The 23,821-nt window shown below is 36.9% G+C and carries 23 protein-coding genes and 1 pseudogene; 18 read left to right on the forward strand and 6 right to left on the reverse strand.

Features of this window, described 5'->3' with window-relative positions; translation table 11 throughout:
- Window positions 1–186: 186 nt before the first annotated feature.
- From H592_RS0115545 to H592_RS0115555, 3 genes are all read left to right on the forward strand, one after another.
- Window positions 187–1,521 carry a ferredoxin reductase family protein gene (locus H592_RS0115545; RefSeq protein ID WP_028869574.1) on the forward strand — a complete coding sequence of 445 codons (1,335 nt, stop codon included), beginning with the start codon at window positions 187–189 and terminating at the stop codon, window positions 1,519–1,521.
- Between the two features lie 362 nt (window positions 1,522–1,883).
- A complete protein-coding gene (locus tag H592_RS0115550) occupies window positions 1,884–2,234 on the forward strand; it encodes an Imm51 family immunity protein (protein WP_028869575.1) in 351 nt (116 codons plus the stop codon).
- Between the two features lie 375 nt (window positions 2,235–2,609).
- Entirely contained in the window at window positions 2,610–3,230 is a 621-nt protein-coding gene (locus H592_RS0115555) for an HAD family hydrolase (RefSeq protein ID WP_028869576.1), read from the forward strand.
- A gap of 169 nt (window positions 3,231–3,399) precedes the next feature.
- Here H592_RS0115555 and gnd read toward each other — a convergent pair whose 3' ends face one another.
- From gnd to zwf, 3 genes are read right to left on the reverse strand one after another with little or no spacing between them, the layout of a single operon-like run.
- Window positions 3,400–4,848, reverse strand: a complete 1,449-nt coding sequence (gnd, locus tag H592_RS0115560) for a decarboxylating NADP(+)-dependent phosphogluconate dehydrogenase (RefSeq protein ID WP_028869577.1) — start codon at window positions 4,846–4,848, stop codon at window positions 3,400–3,402.
- Entirely contained in the window at window positions 4,838–5,575 is a 738-nt protein-coding gene (gene pgl, locus H592_RS0115565; protein ID WP_028869578.1) for a 6-phosphogluconolactonase, read from the reverse strand. The genes gnd and pgl overlap by 11 nt, the downstream gene beginning before the upstream one ends.
- A gap of 1 nt (window position 5,576) precedes the next feature.
- On the reverse strand, window positions 5,577–7,073 hold the full coding sequence (zwf, locus tag H592_RS0115570) for a glucose-6-phosphate dehydrogenase (RefSeq protein ID WP_028869579.1): 1,497 nt from the start codon (window positions 7,071–7,073) through the stop codon (window positions 5,577–5,579).
- Between the two features lie 288 nt (window positions 7,074–7,361).
- Between zwf and H592_RS0115575 the strand changes: the two genes are divergently transcribed.
- From H592_RS0115575 to H592_RS0115595, 5 genes are all read left to right on the forward strand, one after another.
- Window positions 7,362–7,994, forward strand: coding sequence for an SGNH/GDSL hydrolase family protein (locus tag H592_RS0115575; protein WP_028869580.1), 633 nt, complete (start codon window positions 7,362–7,364; stop codon window positions 7,992–7,994).
- 453 nt (window positions 7,995–8,447) lie between these two features.
- On the forward strand, window positions 8,448–9,023 hold the full coding sequence (locus H592_RS0115580) for a YceI family protein (RefSeq protein WP_037071960.1): 576 nt from the start codon (window positions 8,448–8,450) through the stop codon (window positions 9,021–9,023).
- Between the two features lie 164 nt (window positions 9,024–9,187).
- On the forward strand, window positions 9,188–9,721 hold the full coding sequence (locus H592_RS0115585) for a redoxin domain-containing protein (RefSeq protein WP_028869582.1): 534 nt from the start codon (window positions 9,188–9,190) through the stop codon (window positions 9,719–9,721).
- 170 nt (window positions 9,722–9,891) lie between these two features.
- Window positions 9,892–10,539, forward strand: a complete 648-nt coding sequence (locus H592_RS0115590; RefSeq protein WP_028869583.1) for a LysE family translocator — start codon at window positions 9,892–9,894, stop codon at window positions 10,537–10,539.
- Between the two features lie 205 nt (window positions 10,540–10,744).
- Window positions 10,745–11,149 carry a GFA family protein gene (locus H592_RS0115595; protein ID WP_028869584.1) on the forward strand — a complete coding sequence of 135 codons (405 nt, stop codon included), beginning with the start codon at window positions 10,745–10,747 and terminating at the stop codon, window positions 11,147–11,149.
- A gap of 155 nt (window positions 11,150–11,304) precedes the next feature.
- Here the strand turns inward: H592_RS0115595 and H592_RS0115600 are convergent, their stop codons facing one another.
- Entirely contained in the window at window positions 11,305–12,093 is a 789-nt protein-coding gene (locus tag H592_RS0115600; protein ID WP_028869585.1) for a hypothetical protein, read from the reverse strand.
- A gap of 175 nt (window positions 12,094–12,268) precedes the next feature.
- Here H592_RS0115600 and H592_RS0115605 point away from each other — a divergent pair, with 175 nt between their 5' ends.
- Together H592_RS0115605 and H592_RS0115610 are read left to right on the forward strand one after the other, a co-directional pair.
- Window positions 12,269–12,667 (forward strand): NUDIX hydrolase, encoded by a 399-nt coding sequence (locus tag H592_RS0115605; RefSeq protein WP_028869586.1) that lies wholly within the window; start codon window positions 12,269–12,271, stop codon window positions 12,665–12,667.
- Window positions 12,668–12,875: 208 nt separating this feature from the next.
- Window positions 12,876–13,289 carry a GFA family protein gene (locus H592_RS0115610; RefSeq protein WP_028869587.1) on the forward strand — a complete coding sequence of 138 codons (414 nt, stop codon included), beginning with the start codon at window positions 12,876–12,878 and terminating at the stop codon, window positions 13,287–13,289.
- 82 nt (window positions 13,290–13,371) lie between these two features.
- On the opposite strand, the gene H592_RS0115615 is transcribed toward H592_RS0115610, so the two are convergent.
- On the reverse strand, window positions 13,372–14,568 hold the full coding sequence (locus H592_RS0115615) for an MFS transporter (RefSeq protein ID WP_028869588.1): 1,197 nt from the start codon (window positions 14,566–14,568) through the stop codon (window positions 13,372–13,374).
- Window positions 14,569–15,044: 476 nt separating this feature from the next.
- Between H592_RS0115615 and H592_RS22535 the strand changes: the two genes are divergently transcribed.
- The 7 genes and pseudogenes from H592_RS22535 to H592_RS24680 form a co-directional block, all read left to right on the forward strand.
- Window positions 15,045–16,856 (forward strand): vWA domain-containing protein, encoded by a 1,812-nt coding sequence (locus H592_RS22535; RefSeq protein ID WP_084296304.1) that lies wholly within the window; start codon window positions 15,045–15,047, stop codon window positions 16,854–16,856.
- A gap of 57 nt (window positions 16,857–16,913) precedes the next feature.
- Window positions 16,914–17,582, forward strand: coding sequence for a sigma-70 family RNA polymerase sigma factor (locus tag H592_RS0115625; protein WP_037071964.1), 669 nt, complete (start codon window positions 16,914–16,916; stop codon window positions 17,580–17,582).
- Window positions 17,575–18,405: a hypothetical protein gene (locus H592_RS0115630; protein ID WP_028869590.1), complete on the forward strand. Its 831-nt coding sequence runs from the start codon at window positions 17,575–17,577 to the stop codon at window positions 18,403–18,405. Before H592_RS0115625 ends, H592_RS0115630 begins: the two co-directional genes overlap by 8 nt.
- A gap of 157 nt (window positions 18,406–18,562) precedes the next feature.
- A complete protein-coding gene (locus H592_RS0115635; RefSeq protein WP_028869591.1) occupies window positions 18,563–19,015 on the forward strand; it encodes a hypothetical protein in 453 nt (150 codons plus the stop codon).
- A gap of 458 nt (window positions 19,016–19,473) precedes the next feature.
- Window positions 19,474–20,430 carry a sensor domain-containing diguanylate cyclase gene (locus tag H592_RS0115640; RefSeq protein WP_028869592.1) on the forward strand — a complete coding sequence of 319 codons (957 nt, stop codon included), beginning with the start codon at window positions 19,474–19,476 and terminating at the stop codon, window positions 20,428–20,430.
- Window positions 20,431–20,972: 542 nt separating this feature from the next.
- Window positions 20,973–21,548, forward strand: a complete 576-nt coding sequence (locus H592_RS24675) for a GAF domain-containing protein (protein WP_245600439.1) — start codon at window positions 20,973–20,975, stop codon at window positions 21,546–21,548.
- A gap of 18 nt (window positions 21,549–21,566) precedes the next feature.
- A pseudogene (locus tag H592_RS24680) lies at window positions 21,567–21,929 on the forward strand (GGDEF domain-containing protein); the annotation flags it as partial.
- Between the two features lie 162 nt (window positions 21,930–22,091).
- Here the strand turns inward: H592_RS24680 and H592_RS0115650 are convergent.
- Window positions 22,092–22,685, reverse strand: a complete 594-nt coding sequence (locus H592_RS0115650) for a phosphoribosyltransferase (RefSeq protein ID WP_028869593.1) — start codon at window positions 22,683–22,685, stop codon at window positions 22,092–22,094.
- Between the two features lie 119 nt (window positions 22,686–22,804).
- Between H592_RS0115650 and H592_RS0115655 the strand changes: the two genes are divergently transcribed.
- Window positions 22,805–23,383, forward strand: coding sequence for a phosphoribosyltransferase (locus H592_RS0115655; RefSeq protein ID WP_028869594.1), 579 nt, complete (start codon window positions 22,805–22,807; stop codon window positions 23,381–23,383).
- The last annotated feature ends 438 nt before the right edge of the window (window positions 23,384–23,821 follow it).

The raw sequence follows: 23,821 nt of genomic DNA on the forward strand, positions 1-23,821 counted from the left end.
TTAAAAGGTGTTTTAGCATTTTTATTGCAGGTTTGATTATTTGTGTCTAAATCCATATTTAATTCATATTTGAAGGCTATTTATTTGCTATATTATACCCATGTTAATAGTGCGTGAATTGCGCCGTGTTAAGTCGCTATTTTAGTCGCTATTTTAGTCGCTATTTAAGTTTTAGGGGGCGGGGTTATGCGTAGAATAAAATGGTTTATGCCGGTATTTTTTGGTTTATTGACCCTGTTATGGGTATTAGCCGAAAATCTTCAATTACTTCCTTGGTCTTACTTTCCCATTCGTAAGGTACTGATGCAATACAGTGGCATATTAGCAATGGCGACGATGAGTATTATTATGCTGCTAGCACTGCGTTTAAAGCCCTTAGAAAAATTATTAAATGGTTTAGATAAATCATATCGTTTACATAAATGGCTAGGCATTAGTAGCTTGGTGTTTATTCTTATCCATTGGTTTTGGACTAAAGGTTCAAAATATTTGGTCAACTGGGGGCTATTAGATAAACCCGGTGGAAAAGGGCGAATGTTGTCATCCATTGACGCATCTTCATTTGAAGGGCTATTACATAGCTTACGTCATTCCGCTGAATCGGTAGGTGAGTGGGGTTTTTATGTGCTGCTACTATTGATTGCTATCGCCTTAGTCAAAAAGATCAGTTACCCGATATTTTTGACAACACATAAGCTAATGTCCGTTGTTTATCTGTTGTTTGTATTTCATAGTTTAGTGTTATTGAAGTTTAGTTATTGGCAGCAACCCATTGGTTGGTTTGTTGCAGTATTAATCATTATCGGTTGTTGGGCTTCAATACAAAGCTTGCTAGGTAATATTGGACAAAATAATAAAATACAGGGCTATGTTGAAAGCTTTCATTTTTATAAAAGTAATCATGTATTAAATCTCAGCGTGGGGACTTCAAAGCAATGGCCTGGACATGAATGTGGGCAGTTTGCTTTTGTTACCTTTTTGGGACAAGAGCCACATCCATTTACTATTGCTAGTATGCCAAACTCATCGGGGTCTGTTCGTTTTCATATTAAAGCGATTGGCGATTTTACGGATCGACTTAATGCCAGTATTAAAGTGGGCGATCCCGTCACATTAGAAGGCCCTTACGGATGTTTTAATTTTAAATCTAAAACCGATCATCAAATATGGGTTGCGGGGGGGATTGGTATTGCTGCCTTTACAGCGCGAATGGAAGCGTTGGTGAATGCACATCAAACTTGTTCTGTGGATCTGTTTTATTGCACGCAAAGCCCTGATCCTATTTTTATTCAATACATTAGCTCATTAGCCAAACAAGCTAATGTTAAATTACACTTATGGGATGTGAATAAGCAGGGATTTTTAAATGCCAAACAGATCACTGAAAAGGCAATGAATTGGGCAGGTTCAGATGTGTGGTTTTGTGGACCTCAATCTTTCTCTAGTGCATTACAGCATGCATTTGATGAGCTTGGATTAGACAAAAGTAAATTCCATTATGAGTTGTTTCAAATGCGTTAGTGGTTAATTATTTTAATTTGTAATGTTATAACGCCATGCTTTCATTAGTATATGAATAATCATTCACCTTAACTATCGATAACTATCGATAACTATCCATGAAGCAAAATCGATGCCTCAAAAAAGGCATTGGCTTGATTACTATCGTGCGGTCAACGCGACAAACATGAGCTGGGCACTACAAACATTCGCTAAGCACAATTCAGTTTGCAATAGACTATTTGCTTGCTCATAAAAAACCTATTCATTCTGAGGGTTATATAAATTATTAAATACAAAAGTATGATGCATAGCATTATTTTTTATCATTTTTAGGGCTAGGATGAAGTTCAAATCAACCGTGTCTATTAAAGAGATTTATTATGAAACAACCGAATGCTTTTCAACCTTTTTTATTTTCAAGTTTCCAAAAAATTCATAGTTTGACCTTGGGGGACTTAAAATGGAAAGCATTTGAGTCGCATGATTTTTTAGGTGATAGCGATGACTGGGGTATGGTCGTAGAAAATATGCTAACCGAGAAAAACCCCGATCTTTTAGCAAAATTAACATTGTGTAGCGACCATGATATGTTTTGTATTCGCAGCCAAGATAGAGATGCACTGCATGACGTAGCAGAAATGGTGTTTGAGTTTTATGACGATGATACACGTTTAGATGCTTTTATTGAACGTTATGCGCAGTATGACTTTGTACCTAACGCATCCGTTTAAAGATCCTGTAAACAATATCTTTGGTTATCTAGATAGAATATTGAGTAAACAGCGAATCATTATTCGTTCACTGTTTTACTCACCTTCCTTTTTATTCTTATTCACAATAATTTTTAGCCACCTGCTAGTCAACTAAGCCTTCTGCTATGTATTCAGCTATGTATTCAGTTTTCTATGTAGCAATATAACGATGATATATTTAACTACGATTCAGCAAGCCACTTCCTGCGAATTGTTATTGGACGCCTTTTAATGTTATTTTTACTTATTGTAAAGTGATGTAAGGTAGGGCGCTATAAGGTAAGTAGTTGTAAGCTAGGTAGTTATAAAAAGGTGAGTATCTAATTATTTTTATAAAGTAATCATGAGGGTGTTATGGATTTAGTGATTTTTGATTGTGATGGAACATTGGTCGACAGTGAGTTTCTCTGTAATCTAGCAATGCAACAACAGTTGGCAGAATTGGGTATTGAGGCAAGTGCTGAGCAGCTTGTTGCTGAGTATCGAGGCGTGAAGCTTAATGTGATAATGTCGAGCTTAGAAACTGTCTTTTCAATCAATTTCCCTGGCAATTTCGAAGTTGAGTATAGGAAAAAAGTGGCCCAACTTTTTGACCTTCACTTAACCCCCAATCAAGGTGTTATTGAGTTAATTGAATCGCTGACTATTCCCTATTGCATTGCATCATCAGCCCCACGAATGAAGATAGAACAGGCACTACGGGTGACAGGGTTGGATAAGTATTTTAAAGGTAAAATATTCAGCGCCTATGAAGTCGGCTCTTGGAAGCCTGACCCTGGTTTATTTTTACATGCAGCAGAAACCATGCAGGTCGATCCCGCTAATTGTTATGTGATTGAAGATAGTTTAGTAGGTTTACAGGCTGCGAATGCAGCGCAGATGAAAAGTGTTTATTACGCGCCTAATGAGGTAGAGCAAAGTCCGCTTGCGATGTTGCAAATACAGCATATGTCAGAATTGATTGGCAAACTTTAAGTTTGATAGATGTACAAGAAATAAGGCGTTAAACCATTGTAATACTCAATGATTTAACGCCTTTGCTTATGGCGTTGCTATCTTAAACATAGCTACTATATAAATAGCTACTATATAAATAGCTATGTTTATAAATAGTTACCTTAAGCTTGAGTGCGGTTAAGATTATTTAAGCATCATAGGTGGTGGAGGAAATATTGCCCCCGTGTCCTGTCCAGTTGTTATGGAAGAACTCACCAGCAGGTTTATCTATTCGCTCAAAGGTATGTGCGCCGAAGTAATCCCGTTGTGCTTGGATCATATTTGCTGGCAATTGCGCCGTTGTGTAACCGTCTAAAAAGGTGAGTGCAGAGGTCATACATGGCATTGGTAAGCCAATTTGCAGTGAACTAGATGCAACGTCTCTCCATGCTGGTAAACAACGTTCTAGGATATCTTTAAAATAAGGGTCTAAGCCCAGGAAGTTAAGTTCAGGTTGTGTCGCAAAAGCGTCACGAATATTACCCAAAAATGCACTACGTATAATACAACCACCGCGCCACATTAATGCCACGTTACCGTAATTTAGCTCCCAATTGTTTTCGTCCGATGCTTGTCTCATCAGCATAAAACCCTGTGCATAGGAGATGATTTTACTCGCTAATAGGGCATCACGTAAGGCATTAACCCATTTTGCTTTATCTTCTTTGATAGGCGAAATAGATTTGTTAAATAGGCTACTCGCCTCTACACGTTGTTGTTTAATAGAAGATAAGTAACGTGCAAAAACAGATTCAGTAATTAAGGTTAAAGGAATGCCAAGGTCAAGGGCATTAATCCCTGTCCATTTACCGGTGCCTTTTTGCCCTGCGGTATCCATGATTTTTTCAACCAGTGGTTCGCCATCAGTGTCTTTAAAGGCCAGAATTTGTATGGTTATTTCTACTAAATAACTATTTAATTCTGTCTCATTCCATTCACGGAAGGTGGCTTCCATCTCTTCATGTGACATCAATAATGCTTCTTTCATAAAGTGATAAGCTTCACTAATTAACTGCATATCACCGTATTCAATACCATTATGGATCATTTTTACAAAATGGCCTGAGCCAGCATTACCCACCCAATCACAACAAGGTTCACCTTGATCCGTTTTTGCAGAAATACCTTGGAAGATAGGTTTGATATGCGGCCACGCTTTAATGTCGCCACCTGGCATAATAGAAGGGCCAAAGCGCGCACCTTCCTCACCACCAGAAACACCTGCACCTACAAAGTGAAGGCCTAACTCGCTTAGTTTTTGAACACGACGGTTGCTATCGACATAGTTAGAATTACCGCCATCAATGATAATATCTCCTTTATCTAAGAGTGGCAGTAGGGCATCTATAAAATGATCAACAACGTCACCAGCGCGCACCATTAACATTATCTTACGCGGTGCTGCTAATAAGCTCACCATCTCCTCTAAGGAATGCGCGCCAACAATATTGGTATCTTTTGCTGTTGATGCTAAAAATTGGTCAACTTTTGACACGGTACGATTATAAGCAACCACTTTAAAACCATGGTCGTTCATATTTAAAATTAGGTTTTGCCCCATCACGGCTAGGCCTATGACTGCGATATCAGCATTCATCATTGTTTCCTTTTTGTAATAGTGTTGCGGATTCTGGATCTAAATAAAACTCGGTTAATCCTGATTTAGTTGAAATATGAGCAGCAGGGTAAATGTCTCCACTATTCGCTTGAGTATTTATTGTATAAATCATTTCAGCTTTACTCGCGCCCATCACTAAATAAGTAATACGTTTACTCTGCTCTATTAAATGTGCGGTTTTAGAGATGCGTAATTGACCAGACTGTGGTTGTGTTGCAATAAACGTTAAGTTAGTTTCATCGTAATTAGTTTGTCCTGGGAAAATCGATGCGGTGTGCCCATCTCCCCCCATACCCAAAATGATCCAATCAAATTGTGGAATATTATGATCGCCACAAGGAATGAAGTCTTGTATCTCTTGTGCATAACGAAGTACTTCTTCAGCGGGTGGGTTTTCGCCTTTAATACGATGAATATTCGCTTCTGGAATAGCGATATGATCAAATAAACGTTGTTTACATTGACCATAGTTACTTTCAGCATCGTCAGCGGCAACACAGCGTTCATCACCCCACCAAAAGTGCAGTTGCTGCCAGTTGATGGTGTTTGCGTAATCAGAACTTGCTATATAATCAAATAACAGATTAGGCGTAGAACCTCCCGATAAAGAGATATGGATTTTATGTTCACTAACACTGAGTTGTTGTAAATCAGTCGCCAGTTGATCAAGCAATGCTTGAGTGGAATTAAAAATAATATTATTCACATTAAAGCTCACAGTAGTCAGTATCAGTTAAATTCTTACAAGGAGAACGCCATGTTTGGTCTTTTTCAAACAGCGCTTCTGCCTCAATCGGCCCCCATGTTCCTGCGGCATAACCGTAAAGATCAAAGGATTGTTTTTTATAATCGAGAATAGGCTGCACAAATTGCCAACAGGCATGAACGGCATCACTTCTAGAAAATAAGGTCGCATCGCCTTTTACAACATCTAATAATAAGCGTTCATAAGCCGTTAATAGCTGTGTGTTTTTTAAGTTCTTGTAATGGAAGTCCATAGAAACTTCCTCGGTGTTAAAACCAGATCCAGGTTTTTTTAAACCAAAAGTAAGTAAAGTACCTTCATCGGGCTGGATACGAATGATCAATTTATTATCTGGTGGATTGGCTGAAAAAACCGGATGTGGTGTTTTTTTGAAGTGAATAACCACTTCAGTAACACGAGTAGGCATGCGTTTAGCGGTACGTACATAAAAGGGTACACCGTCCCAACGCCAGTTTTTAATAAACATTTTTAATGCGACATAGGTTTCAGTACGAGAGTCATTAGGTACACCCTCTTCTTCACGGTAGCTTAATAAGCAGTTACCACGCACATGTGATTTTGTATATTGGCCTAGCACTAGGTTATGTTTTAGGTCATGGTCGGTCAGAGGTTTTAGGCATTGCAAAACTTTAACGACTTCATCACGCATAGAATCAGCGTTAATCACTGCTGGTGGTTCCATTGCCACCATTGCGATCACTTGTAATAAGTGATTTTGGATCATGTCGCGCATCGCACCGGAATTATCGTAGTAACCTCCACGAGTGCCTATCCCTAAATCTTCTGCGCCAGTAACTTCAATATAATCGATATATTTAGCATTCCATAAAGGTTCAAAAATACTGTTTGCAAAGCGTAAAACGAGCATGTTTTGTACTGTTTCTTTGCCCAAGTAATGGTCTATGCGATAAATTTGTTTTTCGGTAAAATCTTGATATAAGCTTTTATCTAGCTCGATTGCTGATTCAAGGTCGTAACCAAAGGGTTTTTCAATGACTAAGCGTTTCCAACCGTTATCTTCTTTGTTCATGCCATGCGCAGCAAGATTTTTAGGAATGACGGAGTATAGGCTAGGCGGTGTCGCAAGGTAAAAAAGGGTATTACTTGGTATTTTTAATTGTGTTTCTAAGGATTCAATACGCTCTTTAAGGACTGCATATTGATCTACTTTTGCAGGATCAATCGCTTGATAAAATAAGTGTTTAGAAAATTTTTCTAGTGCCGCTTGATCAACATCTGGGTCAGACTCGATATGCTTAATTAATTTATCTCGAAAACTCTGGTCACTATAATCACTTCTACTGACCCCGATAATAGCAAATGAGGTGGGTAATTCTTTTAGCATATAAAGCTTAAAAAGGGCGGGTATTAACATGCGTTGTGTCAGGTCGCCAGATGCGCCAAAAATCACAATGCAGTTATTATCAAGAGTTAACATTAATCTATCCTTATTTAAATAGGCAAAAAAGATTAAAAAAATCTGATTATTAAGTTGTCGCAGATATAGATTTAATTTTTGTGTTTAAATTTATTGTTAAACAACATACTGTTTGATTAACAGCCAATGATATGGACACTGTTTAAAGCATAAAGTTTTGCTTGTATAGGTTGTTTACGGAGATACCATATTCTAAACATGTTTTGTTTAGCAAGGATATTTTTTATAATCAATTATTAAGAATATGATTAATGACTTTCATTTTATAAAATTTCAGCGGTGATAATGATGAAAACAATATTATGCTTTGGTGATTCAAATACTTGGGGAACAGTACCCGATGAGGATCGACGTTATGATCTAACCGAAAGGTGGACAAGCCTATTAAAAAGCATGCTTCCTGTTCATTTTGACGTTATTGAAGCAGGACAACCTGGCCGAACAACTGTACATGATGACCCTTTTAATGCAGGCCGAAATGGACTGCAATATTTACGTCCATGTTTAGAGTCTCATGTGCCTGATTTGGTGCTGATCATGCTCGGTACCAATGATTTAAAACATCGTTTTGGCTTATCTCCCGATGACATTTCTCGTGGTGTGTCGGTGCTGGCTGAAACGGTACTTAAATTTGATGCTGCTTGCAAAAAAAAGGCACCTAAAGTTTTATTGATCTCTCCTCCTCCTATTTATGAGGTGGGTGAATTCGCTGATATGTTTGCAGGTGGTGCAGCTAAATCCTTATCCTTAGCAAAATACTATCAGCGTAGTGCAGAAAAATTAGGCTGTAGCTACTTTGATGCGGGTAGCGTCGTCACCTCATGTAATAAAGAGGGGATTCATTGGGATGTAGAACAACATCAACTTTTTGCTAATGCTTTAGTGCCCGAGATTCAAGCTATTTTTAGTCATGATATCTAGTGCTGTCGCTTACGATTAACATTCGCTATTAAATATTATTCATTCATTTGATAGCTGCGACAAAAAGAGTGCTACTGTATTCTCCTGATTGAGTGTTAGCTAGGGTGTTTCATACTAGTTATCAAGCTATTAGATTAATATATGCACTTGCAGTATATAGAAGTTGGCTTTTTGCTGATCACTAAACCTCTCTCTCGCATTAGTAAGCCCTCAATTTTTTCAGCAAGGCTTATTTTTCAGTTGGCCGACTATTTTTAAGAGTTTGATTAAATATATATCTTTGATATTGTGGTCGCGCACGTTGACTGCAATATTGGCGTCACGTATCCACCGTAAATACGGATTTATACAACTTAACTTTATACAAATTAACTTTATGTTACTTAACAATGATGTTGAGGCGATGGTGTCTGTAGGTTTTTTTAACGTAATTAAAAATTAATGGAGTTTGTCATGAAAGCTATATCTAGCATTGCATTATTATTGGTATTTTTAACCCCGAGTGCATTTGCACAATGGCAATTACAAGGGGATGATTCAAGCGTCAATTTTGTCTCTGTAAAGAGCTCAACAACAGCCGAAGTTCATCATTTCAAAAAGCTCACCGGTGCGATAAGCGATACTGGGGCTGTTGCTCTCAATATTGATCTGGCTAGTGTTGAAACGAACATTGGTATTCGTAATGGCAGAGTTAAATCAATGTTGTTTGAAACCTCTACATTTTTACAAGCCAATGTAACGGGCGCAATTGATATTGAGAAAGTTGCTAGTTTAAACGTGGGTGATAGCTACGTTGAAACAGTTAAGTTAGACCTCGATTTGCATGGTGCTTCACAGGAAGTATCAAACGAAGTACAAGTGGTCAAACTAAATGATGGAAAATTATTGGTTAGCTCCATCAGACCGGTTGTTATTAATGCGAGTAGTTTTGGATTAGAGCCAGGCATAGAGCAATTACGAGAAGTTGCTAAGCTGCCATCAATTAGTACTGCCGTCCCGGTAACATTTAATCTTATTTTTGTGCAATAAAAAGTATACAAACTAGTTCTACTAGTATTGAAAAAGCGGTTGGTTATTGGAGATGTCTGCAAAACATAGGGGCACAACTCTTTAACCAACTATTTCTATGCTGTTTAATTTAGCGAGATGCTTTTAAACATTTAAAAAAAATTCAACCAGTTAGGAGAAGTATAATGACACATTCCGCAATTAAAGCAGGTTCGCTATTTCCAAGTACCGTTGTCACAGGTGTTGACGGCGAAGCGGTTGATATCAGCCAAATTAGCGAAAATGCAGATTGGAGAATGGTGATAGTTTATCGTGGTAAGCATTGCCCATTATGTACTAAGTACCTTAATTTATTAGAAACTTATAAAGAAAGATTTGCTAAAAACGGTGTTGAAATCGTTGCAGTCTCTGCTGACAGTAAAGAGCAACTTGAAATACATTTGCCTGCATTAGAAATTAGTTTCCCTATTTACCATGGTTTAAGCATTGAACAAATGAAAGCGTTAGGTGTTTATATTTCTGATCCTCGCTCTGAGAAAGAAACGGACCATGCTTTTGCTGAACCGGGTTTATTTGTGATCAATGAGAAAGGCGAAGTACAACTATTGGATATATCAAATGGTCCATTCTCGCGCCCTGACTTAGCGGTTTTAGCGGGGGGATTAGAGTTTATTAAAGCGCCTGAAAATGATTACCCGATCCGTGGGACACATCAATAAACGAAGGTAAAGGTATAGTTAGTGTTAGTTTACACTAGAAAAATATGGCTAAAATAAAAGAGTACAATATCTTTTTTTTAGCCTTTATTGTTTTAGTTTTTTTATTTTCTGCTTACTATTATTTTAGTTAATAGGCTTATAAAAGCTTAAATATTATTAATGAGACCTCTATGGAATGGAGTACATGGTTAGTTTATATCAGTGTGATCAGTATATTGATATTTAGTCCTGGCCCATCGGCGCTATTATGTATTTCTGATGGTGTTAAGTTTGGCAACAAGAAAACAATCCCTACAATTATAGGTGGTGCAATAGCGGCGCTTATTTTGATGAGCATTTCGGCTGTTGGTCTCGGTGCTATTTTAGCCGCCTCAGAGCATCTCTTTTTTGTTATCAAAATGATCGGTGCGCTGTATCTGATCTATTTAGGTTGGAGCGCATGGAAAGAAGGCAAAATAGACCTTCCATCTGAGACTGCAATAGACACTAAATTAGTCTCTTACTCTAGTGTTACACTTTTTCGTAAAGGCTTTATGGTCGGTATTAGTAACCCTAAAGATCTCCTGTTTTTTATTGCCTTGTTTCCAAGCTTTATGGATGCACAATTGCCTCAAGTTGAACAATATATTGTATTAGCCAGCACTTGGTTTTTAATCGATTGCAGTTCTATGTTTATGTATGCAGGTTTAGGCTCAAAAATTAGCCCATTATTAGCTAAACCTCGCACAATGAGTTTTGTTAATCGTACCGTTGGAAGTGTATTTATTGTATTGGGCGGCGCGCTTGCCGCTTCGGCTGGTTTCGATAAAAAAGGATAATTAGCAGTCGCGAAATATATGATTTATCTATTCATATGCACTAGCTGATTTTATATATTAGTTGTTTAAATCAGTTTTCTAGTTAAGTTTTTTACCTAAGCTATTCACGTTAGCTTTCTATTTAAACTATCAATTTAAGTTACCTATTTAAGCTAAGCATGCTATTAAAATAGGTAACATAACTCAATCATAAAGGTGATGTTATATGACCCATGTTTCGGGTAGTTGTTTATGTGGGCAGGTTACTTTTGAGAGCAAGGATGATTTTCAACAATTTCATCTTTGCCACTGTATTCAATGCCAAAAAGCCACAGGCTCAGCGCACGCTGCTAATCTATTTACTGCCCCTGAAAATATTAAGTGGCTTTCCGGAAAACAATTAGTTAAGCGCTTTGATTTACCAGGAAGAACGATATCAAATGCATTTTGTATGGAATGTGGTGGGGCTGTTCCGTATCTTTCTTTATCGGGTAACAGCTTAATAATTCCAGCAGGTTGTTTAGATACGCCAGTTTCAATCGCGCCACAAGATAATATATTTTGTTCAGAACAAGCAGAGTGGTATCAAGAAGCGATTACGGCCCATAAATTTGATAAATTTCCAGAGTAATTGATCCGATTCAGTTGAGTGATACTTTACTGTTCTTCATTAATTTTATTATCAGCTCTATTTTATCAACACGCTATTATCAGTGCTATTTTGTGAACATTTAGGTTAGTTACTAAAAAGCACCCGAAGGTGCTTTTTAGATTTTTAAAGCAGAATTATAAGTTACGTAAATATGCGTCGATAAACTGGCGTTGGTTTGGTGCTTTCGGTGCTGTTTTAAATGTCAGAGTTGTGTCGTTTTGACGTAGTTTCAATTGATCAGTAAATTGACATTCAATGTTATTAATGTGGGCAATATCATTTTTAAAGCTTTGATCGCTTTCACACATAGAAGCCATTTCATTCGCTACCTGTGCGCAAAAAGAACCGATGGCATATTTTTGTAATATTTTGTCATCAATTATTTTCCAGTCGACATCGGTTTGTATTTTTACGCCACATTGCTTCTCTATTTCGCTATTAGCCGCTGTGATTTTTCCCTGCTGATAACTTAAGTGCTTTTCACGATTGAAGTTAGCTAACTTGGCTTGCAGGCCTTTGCTTTTTTGTTGTTCGTATTGTGCTTTTAAATCGGCAACTAATATAGGATTAGGCGTTTCTTTTTTTGCTAAATAAATACCATCCCGCGTATCTGGTATGTAGAGCGTGTAGGAGCAACAACTATATCCTTGATCAACACTTACTAGGCTTCGCTCAGAGCCGTCATAAGTATATTTATAGGCGTTGTTACTACCGTGAGGTTTGAAATCAGTTAAAAGAGTAATGCCATCAATCTCATGATTAATGCCGGTTACTTTTATCAAGGCTTGTTTTTTGTCTGTTGTTGTTGCAATAACAACGTTTACGCCGTCACCAGACGTTAGCTCTATCGGGTATTTAGCGAGGTCTAAAGCAAAGCTGTTAGATGATAAAAGTGCACAGGTTATTAATAATATCTTTTTCACAATAAGTCCTTTTAAGTATGTTAATTTTATATTTTCATCAGTTTATAGCATTGATGATAATGGATTAAAAGCGCTAACTGCTTAGTAAATTGAGAGATTTACAATACAAAGGTATAAAATAGCATTTTTGATGAATACATCTGTATTTCACAGGTGCTAACGTAATGGAATACATATGAAAAAAGTAATTGATAAACTTGCCTGGTTAATGATTCGTGATGGTAAATTGCTTAATGCTCGTTCTAAAAATAAAACACTTTTTTATTTACCGGGTGGTAAGCGTGAAATAGGGGAGTCTGATCAACAAGCATTAATACGCGAAATTAAAGAAGAAATATCAGTCGATCTTATTGCCGATTCTATTCAATATGTCGGTACATTTGAAGCGCCAGCCGATGGAGAACAGTGTGACACGATAGTCAAATTGACCTGTTATTTTGCTGATTTTGAAGGACAGCTTTGCGCGCAGTCAGAAATAGATGAAATCGCCTTTATTGATTTTAATAACAGAGCACGTTGTTCATTAGGTTCTATCAAAGTGATGCAATGGCTGAAGCATGAAAACTTAATGTGATCATAAAGAAACTCACGCTAAAGCGTTACTTGCTTGTATTACGTTTGTTACGGCACGTAATTTGTGGTTTAAAAGAAGGTATTTTCATTCGTAAAAGATAGCTCACAGACTTCATACAATGGAAATAAGTTTATAACATGGGCAGTTACTTATTGATTAATATCTGCTTTAATGTGTTGCAAATAATGATCTCAAAATAGGAAAGACGATGAAGATTACTGGAAAGTGCCACTGTGGTGATGTTGTTTACCATGCAGAAGTAGATGAAACCAAAGTAGTAAGTTGTCACTGTAGTGATTGTCAGGTGATGTCCAGTGGACCTTTTCGTAGTGCGGTTGTGTCATTACCCAACGCTGTTACTTTTACTGCCGCTCAACCCAAAGAATACGTAAAAACGGCTGAGAGTGGAAATAAACGCGCGCAGGGTTTTTGTGGAAATTGCGGTACAACACTGTATGCCACTTCAGTGGGGGAAGGTGATAAAGTGTATGGTTTACGCTTAGGGGCGATTGAGCAACGTGAGTTGTTGACCCCCAAAGCACAAATATGGTGTCGTTCCGCTGCTCCATGGTTAAAGACATTGGCAGACATTCCTGCCTTTGAGACAGCAATACCTAAATAGTTTTAATGACAAGCCCTAACCCTATCTCCAACTTAATGGTATCAATTCAGTTTAGGGCTTGTACCATACCAATTTAAGCTGATTAAAGGTGCTCATTGAGGGTGATGTTACGCCCACCTAAGTAACCAAACACACCACATAATAAACTGGCTATTGCACATAACCATAACACGGGTGCCCAACTGTCAAACTGTGAATGTAACAAGCCCGCAAACATTGGCCCTATCGCCGCCAGTAAATATCCCACACATTGAGCCATACCTGACAAAGAAGCAGCTTGCCCAGAATGATGAGTACGTAAGCTGATATATGACAGCCCTAAAATAAAAATTGCACCAGAACAAAAACCTAATGTTGTTGACCAAATAAAAGCAAAATCAGGTAAATACAAGAGGCCTAATGCACAAATAAATCCTAATATTGCTAATGATAACGCTAAAAATCGTTGGTCTTTTAGTTTTGATAATAGTGGAATCAATATAATACCCGGCACTGCAGAAGCAAGTTGGTAGGTGCCATGTAATACACCCGCTTGCTGCGCATCATGCCCGCCTTCCATTAATATATTAGGTAACCAAGCAATGAGTACATAGGTAAAAAAAGAATTAAGTCCTAAACACAAGGTAATTTGCCATGCTAATGCGTGATGCCAAATTTTACCGGGGGTCAGTGATTGTGCTAAATCTTTAGTGGGTTTGGTATGCAGCTTTAATTGCGGTAACCAAATGATGGCACTGAATAAAGTGACTAAACCAAAGCAAGCCAAAGCAATCTGCCAACCTATATTTTGATAGGCAGCGAGAGGAATAATAAGGGCGGAGTAGCTGCCTGCAAAAATCCCCATGGCTAATACATAAGCTGAGGTCATGACCGCCACCTTATGTGGAAAGTCGCGTTTTATTAAACTTGGCAGTAACACATTACCAATAGCAATCCCTACACCAATTACGGCGGTACCAATATAAAGCACAACGACTGAATCAATTAGCCGAGAGCTCAACCCTAATCCAATTAAGATTAATGCGATAAATAATGAGATTTCAAGGCCTTGTTTCTTCGCTAAGGTTGTTGCCACAGGTGAAGCGATGGCAAAGGCAAGCAAAGGTAAAGTTGTTAACATTCCGGCTTGAGAAGCACTAAGTTGAAAGCTACTGATCACCTGATCTAGCACCGGACCAATCCCTGTAATAGGGCCGCGTAGATTGGCTGCAATAAATAAAATACCAAGAATTAAAATGGCGGAGGCAAGGCGGGATCGTTTAGGCGAGATAGAATACATGCTGAAACTTAATGGTTAGAAAAAAGGCTCATGATGATAACAGAGAATAGTAATTAAACGCATTAAATAGTCGCTCTAAATTTGAGTAAAAAATGATTAAAGTGAATGATTTTAAATAGTTAGTGGGGCTGGTTTTAAGCTCATTAATGATGACTGTTAATTTTAGACATTATTTAATGAGTTATTTAAACCGGTTCATTAAACGCTATTCACTAAAAATATAATAGGGGGATAAGTTAAATAATTACGTTATCACGATGCATAACTAGGATGCACAGTTACGAGGCATAATTAGGATGCAATGTTACGAGGTATAGTTACGATGCATAAAAATGTAGAAGAAAAATAATTTAACTTTTTTAACCCCACTTTTGCATGTCATCCGTTTATATCAATAACAAGGCTTTATTTAACGCTCTATACAATTCGTTAAATAAAAAATTTCTACTCTAAATTGAGATAAAAAAGGTGACATCATGAGCAGTAACTTACAGCAAAAAGCGAATCAAGAAATGAAGCAAAATGCTAAGCAAGATTTTCAGCAAGAATCGAAGCAATCAACGCAGAGTATTAATCAGAGCATGAAGCGGGGTGTTGTGCTGCGAGTTGAAAAATATCGTTTAACACTATTAAGTACTGCTATTTTATGTGGATTAACGGCATGCAATCAAACCAATATAGAGCCGCTTCAGGGAAGCGAAAAAGAAGTACACACTGAGTTGCTTGAGCAGGAAATGATGGCCGATCGTCAAGTTAGTCAGCAACTGCAAAAACAATCTCGTATGCAGTCAAAACAGTTAAATTATGCCGCGCTTTCAAGCGCACCTGTTTCATCGCGGGTTATTGAACCACCCGTTGCAGCTGAAAAAATGAATACTGAAAACTACTCCGTATCATTATCAAATCCAGTGAAACAAGTTAATAGCAATCCACTATCAACCTTCTCTGTAGATGTAGATAGTGGTAGTTATAGTAATATGCGCCGCTTTATCAATCATGGGCAACTTCCACCTAAGGATGCAGTTCGTGAAGAGGCATTTATTAATTATTTTAACTACCAGTACAGTACACCAGAACGTATTGATACTCCTTTTAAAGTGCACAGTGAAGTTGCAAATGCACCTTGGAATAACCAAAGACAGTTATTAAAAATAGGGATTAAAGGGTTTGAAATAGCAAAAGCAGACTTAAAAGCGGCAAATTTAGTATTTTTATTGGATGTCTCTGGTTCAATGAATGCAGCCGATAAATTACCGCTGCTTAAAACAAGTTTAACCATGTTGACCAAGCAACTTGATGAAAATGACTCCGTCGCTATTGTTGTTTATGCTGGCGCAGCGGGTGTGGTATTGCCTGCGACGGCTGGTAATGATCAACAAACAATTACTAACGCACTTAATAAATTAGCTGCAGGTGGTTCAACGAACGGAGCACAAGGTATTGAGCTTGCTTATCAAATAGCGCAAGAAAACTTTAAAGAGGGGGGCGTTAATCGAGTGATTTTAGCCACTGATGGTGATTTTAATGTCGGTACTCAATCTATAGATAAGTTGAAAGAAATGATTGCCCAGAAACGTGATACAGGTATTGCGTTAACAACGTTAGGTTTTGGGCAGGGAAATTATAATGATGCCTTAATGGAGCAACTTGCCAATATTGGTAATGGCCAACATGCCTATATTGATAATATTAATGAAGCCCGAAAAGTGTTAGTGGATGAGATAAGTAGCACCATGCAAATTATTGCTAAAGATGTCAAAATTCAAGTAGAGTTTAATCCGCAACAGGTTGCTGAATATCGATTAATTGGTTATCAAAATCGCTTATTGGCCAATGAGGATTTTAATAATGATAACGTTGATGCCGCAGAGCACGGCGCGGGGCATACTGTCACTGCCTTATATGAAATCACCTTAGCGAAGACTGATAATAAGTACATAGATGAATCGCGTTACCAAACCAATGCATTAACAGAAACGTCAACAGATCATTTAAATGACCAAGAATTAGCTTATGTAAAAGTACGTTATAAACAACCTAATAGTGATGTTAGTCAGTTAATTAGCCAGCCTGTGATGGTGGTGGATAAAGTAACTAAACAAAGTGATGATTTTAAGTTTGCGAGTGCAGTGGCAGGTTTTGCTCAATTATTAAAAGGTGCAAAATACACAGGGCAATGGCAGTATCAAGATGTTATTAATTTAGCGGTAGAGAGCAAAGGTGAAGATCCTTTTGGCTATCGCGCTGAATTTATTCAGCTTGTGAGAACCGCCAGTGCGTTGCAATAAAATCACTGATAAAGCACACCAATAAAAGAGCGCGAGTATTAAGATATTAAGGATATTATGACAGGGATAGCAGACGAAATACTCATGCTGCAATATGCGCAGGGCGATGTACAGGCTTTTAGTGAACTGTACTTTCGCCATAAAAATAGTCTTTATCGATATTTCTTACGTCAAACAGCAACACCTGAATTGGCTGAAGAGTTGTATCAAGATGTCTGGAATAAACTGATCGAAGCTAGTCCCAGTTACCAAGCTGAAAGTAAATTTAGTACCTGGTTATATCGAATCGCCCATAATGAGCTAATAGATCATTACCGTCGTCATGCCTCTGAGAAAAAAGTGTTTTTGGCTAGTATTGAGCAAGTACAAGAGAAAGGTCAAGCCCACTCAGTGCGTCATCATTGCAATAGGGAAGTGCATAATAATGATAATGACGAGCAAGGTGTAGAGGATGTTAAAGCGGGGTTTTTAGCCGACAAAAATCAACCGAATGTCGATGATGAATTAGAGTCGAAGCAACAAGCTGTGCAATTAAAGTGGTGTTTACAACAATTACCTCGAGAACAAAAAGAAGCTTTTTTACTTAAGCATGAATCAGGTTTTACTTTAAATGAAATCGCACAATTAGTCGGTGAGACGAGTGAAAATATTAAAAGTCGAATTCGTTATAGCATCAATAAGTTAAAGCATTGTGTAAAGCATAACATGGGGAAATTTTATGAGTGATAAGATGACAGATCATGATCTGAATTCCCTTTATCATCAAGGAGCAACAGAGCAACCAAGCGATGCATTGGATCAGTGCATTTTAGCATCGGCAGAAAAACAAGCCAATATTGCTCACGTTCAACATAGTCATAGTGAGAAGCATACTAACAGCACATTTAATAACAACAATAGCGCTACGTTAACGGTTGAAGAGAGTGATGTTAATGCGAGCAGTGATAAACCTTCTACACAAGATGTCGTGGCGCTTCCTACAAAAATTCAGGCTAAGAAGACATTTTCTCGTAAAAAACCACTTTATAAAACATGGTATGGGCTGCTTTCAACAGCTGCTTCACTTGTTTTTGTTGCTGTATTGTACTTACAAAATCAGCCGCCGGTACGAAGCTTTGCACCGCCGCATGATACGGCGAGTTACGATGAACAACAAATAGGCAGTGAAAGGTTAGAAAGTGAAATGCTAGATAGCCAAATGCAACAAAGCGAAGAAATTGAAGCTGCGATACACTCGCAACAGAAAGAAAATCATAGCATGATGATGCAATCCAAAAAAATGTCTCAGCAAAAACAACAAGCATCAGCAGAGGCGTTACAAGGGCTCCAAGATAGTTCATTGCCCCAAGCTAAAGTAATTGAAAATAATCAACCATCGTCAATAATCGAAGGGCTGAAAATAATAGCATTACATTTAGAGAAAGGTGAAAAAGAGCAGGCTAATATCGTCTTAAAGGCGTTATTAACAGCTTATCCAGAAAGGCAAAAAGAGATAACCGCTTCTTATGAAAGCTTGCAGAAAAGTAATCTAGAAAAAGATGATAGGTAAATGTTGTATTTATTTAAGCATTAGAGCGTTAAAAAGGCCGTTGTTTATTTTAGTCATCGCTAAAATATAGTAAACACTGGTAAATAGAGCTGAACTTTTGAGCTAATAAGCTGTTAAACTAAGCGCAGAAAAAATGACAATGTAAATAGGATTATAAATGTTAATAGTAGATTACCAGAGCAAAAGTTATCACCGTTTTTTAAATGATATGCCTCAGGTTATAAACCATAAAACCCGTTTTTTGATTACCTTTAATGGTGCAAATGAGGCAGATTTAGAGGCGGTGACAGCAGAGTTAACTGCGATCACAAAAAGTGCAGTACAACATTCTACTGCGATTAACGATAAAGCAACACCAGAACAAGTTGATGTGTTATTTGCTGATGCACGAAATAGCCGCAATATATTGTTGTTTGAAAAATCTGATTTGTTATTTGATAAAAAAACAGACGTAAAAAATTCACACGAACGTGATAGTGGTTTTGACCTTAATAATTTATTCAAAAATATCGCAAAGCATAACGGTATGGTGATTTTAGCGACTGACAATAAACAAACACTGAGCGCAACCATGTCAACTAAAATGGATGTATTGATCCGCTTTAAGTAGCCCGTGTTATACCCATATTATAGCAATGATAAGCAATGTTCATCGTGCTGATTATTTGTCTATTTTACCTCCTCATTAATGAAAAGAGTCTGGTTTATTTATCAATTGCTTTGACTCTTTTTATTAAATTAATAGCTGTCCACAAAAGCCCCTTTCACATGCAACTTCACCGTCTAACTTTGCCCATTTAAATGGTGGCAAATTTAATTTTAACTAAACCAAACTTTATTCTTTTGAATCGAAACAGTTTTTACTGATCAGGTCTTTCAATAAGCGTATTTTGGTTTTCTTTATTTTGTTATAACTTTGGTACATAATTGTAATTTTTCTTGTTTTTCCTTTATAGGTGGTCAGTTTCAGTCTATCTTTATTATTCAGATTACCTTTAGCTAATCTATAGCGATTACTAATGTTGCCTTGAGATTGTGAATTAATTAACTTATTTTCAGGACTATTTAATGAAACAAACAGATATTCCACTTAATGAAAAAAAACGATTACAAACACTACAATCTCTAGGGGTGTTAGATACACCTAATGAGGAACGTTTTGATCGCATTACTCGCATGGCAAAAAAAATGTTTAATGCACCGATTGCCATTGTGAGTTTAATTGACGAGGACCGTCAGTGGTTTAAATCTTGTGCTGGCATCGATATTAAAGAAACCTCTCGTGAGATTTCATTTTGTGCTCATACCATTTTAGATAGTGAGGTATTAGTGATTCCTGATACCAGTTTGGACCAGCGTTTCTTTGATAATCCCTTTGTCACTGGTGAGGCTAATATCCAATTTTATGCTGGCTGCCCGGTAGTCGTGAATGGATATAGGATTGGTGCCGTGTGTATTTCAGATCATCAACCTCGAGACTTTGAGCAAGATGATATTGATTCACTAAAAGACCTTGCTGCGACGGTGGAATTAGAGCTTTCTATATTGGAAATTGCTACACACGATGAACTGACAGGGTTATTAAATCGAAGAGGTTTTTTATCTCTTGCTCAACATTGTTTGAATCTGAGTGCAAGAAATAGATTTCCGGTGACATTAGCTTATTTAGACTTAAATGAGTTTAAACATATTAACGATAACTTTGGCCATGCGGAAGGGGATAATATTTTAAGTTCTTTTTCACAACTGTTAAATAGCCATTTTAGAGAGTCAGATATACTTGCAAGATTAGCTGGTGATGAATTTATTTTATTATTAAATTATACCGCTCAAAATGAAGCAGAGAAAGTCATTGAAAAATTTATAGGTTACATCGATAAATTTCACCGACAACAGAAAACGCTATTTCCTGTTTCGTTTTCATTTGGGTTAGTAGAATTTGATCCTGAAAAACATCATTCCATTGAGGATTTGTTATCTGAGGGAGACGATAATATGTATCACTGTAAGAAGAGAAATAGTTAATTAAGACCCTGCAAATAATTCTGTGTAACTGCGGTTTTTAAACGTAGTCTTTAAGACGGTCTTCGAACGTTATCAATCAATGAGGGATCCATTCAAAGAATGAGGCCGTCTTTCGCAACTAGCCCTTATTATTTTATTGTTCAAGTATATAAAGAGAAATCGAAGATATAGCTCTATCAATATTTACCTGTCACATCTAATCGTTAGCCAATACCTGCCTATTTATCTTCTCACTACTTTCGGTGTTATAAAACGGCTAAAGAGACCGTTGTATTGTTACTTTTAAACTGAAAATATTTGATATTTTAAAGTTATAGCTAAAGTTTGTAACTATGCTTTAAATCACGTTAATGATAACAAAATAACGTTTTTGATAATTTTTTTATCATTGTTGCTAGAATACAGTCACTGTTGCTCCTCGTAAGAGGTATTTTTTTTGTTTCGAGTTTAAGTCTATGTTTTAGCTTTCTTAGTTTGTATTTATAATTTTCCTTAGGGGAACTAACTTAGTTAATGACTTAACTTACTTTTAGGATTATTTAATGATACAGCCAGATATTCCATTTAATGAGATAAATCGACTTGAAGTGCTTTGCGGCCTGCGCATCTTAGATACTCCTGCTGAAGAACGTTTCGACAGGTTAACGAGAATGGCTAAGCATATGTTTAATGTGCCCATTGCATTAGTCACTTTGGTTGATGAAAATAGACAATGGTTTAAGTCTTGTATTGGTCTTGAGGCAACTGAAGCGTCGCGTGATATTTCATTTTGTGGGCATACTATTCTTGATAGTGAAGTCTTAGTCGTTCCTTCTGCAAGCAGCGATCATCGTTTTATTGATAACCCTTTTGTTATTGATGTTCCTAATGTTGAGTTTTATGCGGGATGCCCCTTAGTAGTCGGGGGCTACAGACTTGGTACTTTATGTATTGCGGACAATCGAATAAGAGACTTTGATGATCAAGATATTGCAGCATTAAAAGATTTAGCGGCAACCGTTGAACAAGAGCTTTCTGCATTACAAATGGCCACCCATGATGAACTAACTGGTATATTAAATAGACGTGGTTTTATCTCTTTAGCTCAAAATAGTTTAAATCTAAGCGTAAGAGATTGAGTTACTTGTACACTTGTTTATTTAGATTTAGATGATTTTAAGCTTATTAATGATAACTTTGGGCATGAGGTTGGAGATAAAATATTACATTCATTTGCTGCTTTCTTAAATTGCTCGTTTCGTGATTCAGATATTGTTGCTCGACTTGCCGGGGATGAGTTTGTGTTGCTTTTAAATAATGCTTCACAGCAAGATGCACAAAAAATAATGGTGAACTTTAAGCTGTCGCTTTTAGACCACCTGCAACAAAGTGAAATGCGCTGTAATGTTTCGTTTTCAATGGGTTTTGTTGAGTTTAATCTTAATAAACATAGCTCCATAGACCTATTATTATCAGAGGCAGATCAGCAAATGTATGTCTGTAAAGGTGCTAAAAGGTAAAGCTTAGAACTTAGAATAGGTAGTTAATACAGTCGATTGAATATGAAAGTTTTACTAAACGCTGTCAATTCAACAAATAAAAAAGGACCCATATTATATTAGTCCTTTAGTAAGCTGTTATTAATGTTTGATTATTAATACTGTTTATTAATGCTTCATTAATTAACTTTTAACAAATGATTTAGTGTCTATATGGTTAAAAGCAAATGATTTATGAGTTTTTATCTCTTCAAGTGATAACCCTTGTAACTCATAGGGAAATACAACCCAATCATCTGTCTGATTGACAAAGTAGTCTGGGCCTATATTTTCCGGTAATGATGCTTTTTTCCAAACAGTTGCAATACGGACATCAGAAGGCATGTTTCGCTTGAGTCTGACTTTAAGCTCGTTGATCACGGCATCAGCATTTTTACCTGAGCGATACATATCATCTACAATCAGTAATTTATCATCAGCATTTAACTGTTTTACTAAGTAAGTTAAACCATGCACATGGATGGGTTGGTTGACACTATCTTGATCATGATAACTATCAAAACCACCATAGGAAGTACGGATAGAGATATGATCGGTTTTGACACCTAGTGTTTGCAAACATTCCTGCACATAGATACCTACCGAACTACCTCCGCGCCATAAGCCAACAATAAAGGTCGGCTTAAAATCACTTGCCATAATTTGCGTTGCTAATTGAAAGGATTCTTCGATTAGCGTGTCTTCATCTAAAAAGATTTTTTCACTGTATTTAGCCAAGAAATTACCAACTTAATGTGTTAAATTTACAAAATAATTAATCGAAAAATTAGAACATAAACAAGATTTTAATTCAATCTTTAGTGGCACTATCTTTAAATGTTTTACTGGGAAATAACATGTCAGACAAACAGTATTTAACCGCACAAACCCTATTAGAAGATTCCTATGCTTTAGCGCGTAAAATTTTAGATAGCGAGTTTAAACCTACTTTTATTGTTGCTATCTGGCGTGGTGGGGCGCCAATTGGTATTGCGGTGCAGGAGTTCTTAGCCGTACACGGAACTCAATCGGATCATATTGCTATCAGAACCTCTTCTTATGCTGCTGCCATCGATCAACAACAAAAAGAAGTACGTGTGCATGGTTTGAATTATTTAGTTAAAAACTTACAACATCACGATAAATTACTATTGGTAGATGATGTTTTTGATACGGGTCGCTCTATTGAGGCGATTATTCAAGAGCTACAAAGAAAAACAAGACTTAACATGCCTGAAGATGTAAGAGTTGCTGTTCCTTATTACAAACCTTCTCGTAATTTAACGGATCGTGTTCCTGATTATTATATTCATGAAACTAATGCTTGGTTAAAATACCCGCATTCACTTGAAGGTTTGAGCGCGCAGGAAATTTCAGCACAACGACCTCGTTTATATGAAATTATTAAAGACTTCTTACCATCAGAAGAGAAATAACCCACACCTAGATAGTACTGCGATATGTGACTGCTATCTACGTGGGGTTATTGGTTAAATTATCGTATCAATATTAACTATAGATACGATAATTTACTGAAATAAATTAATCCCATCTTAATGGCGATGTACCTCGCATTTATTTGGTTTATAAATATAGAGACTGACTAATACCATTAATCACACTAATTATTGATCTATTTTACTTGTTAAAATAACTTATTTCTTTGTTGTGACTTTCATATTTAGAACAAGCATTTAGCTTGATTTTAGCCTTGAGCTAAGTCATTTTTTCTAAGCAAAATTTAGATCACTTATTTCATGTAATCGATATAACATACGTTTTATCCGATGATTACACTCCACGTTTATCCTGCTCTCACATTGTAAATAAAGCTTTTTTTGATTAATACCTTATGCGGATAACTTCATAAGTAC

The sequence above is a fragment of the Psychromonas arctica DSM 14288 genome (genome assembly GCF_000482725.1).
In the GTDB taxonomy this organism is placed as follows: domain Bacteria; phylum Pseudomonadota; class Gammaproteobacteria; order Enterobacterales; family Psychromonadaceae; genus Psychromonas; species Psychromonas arctica.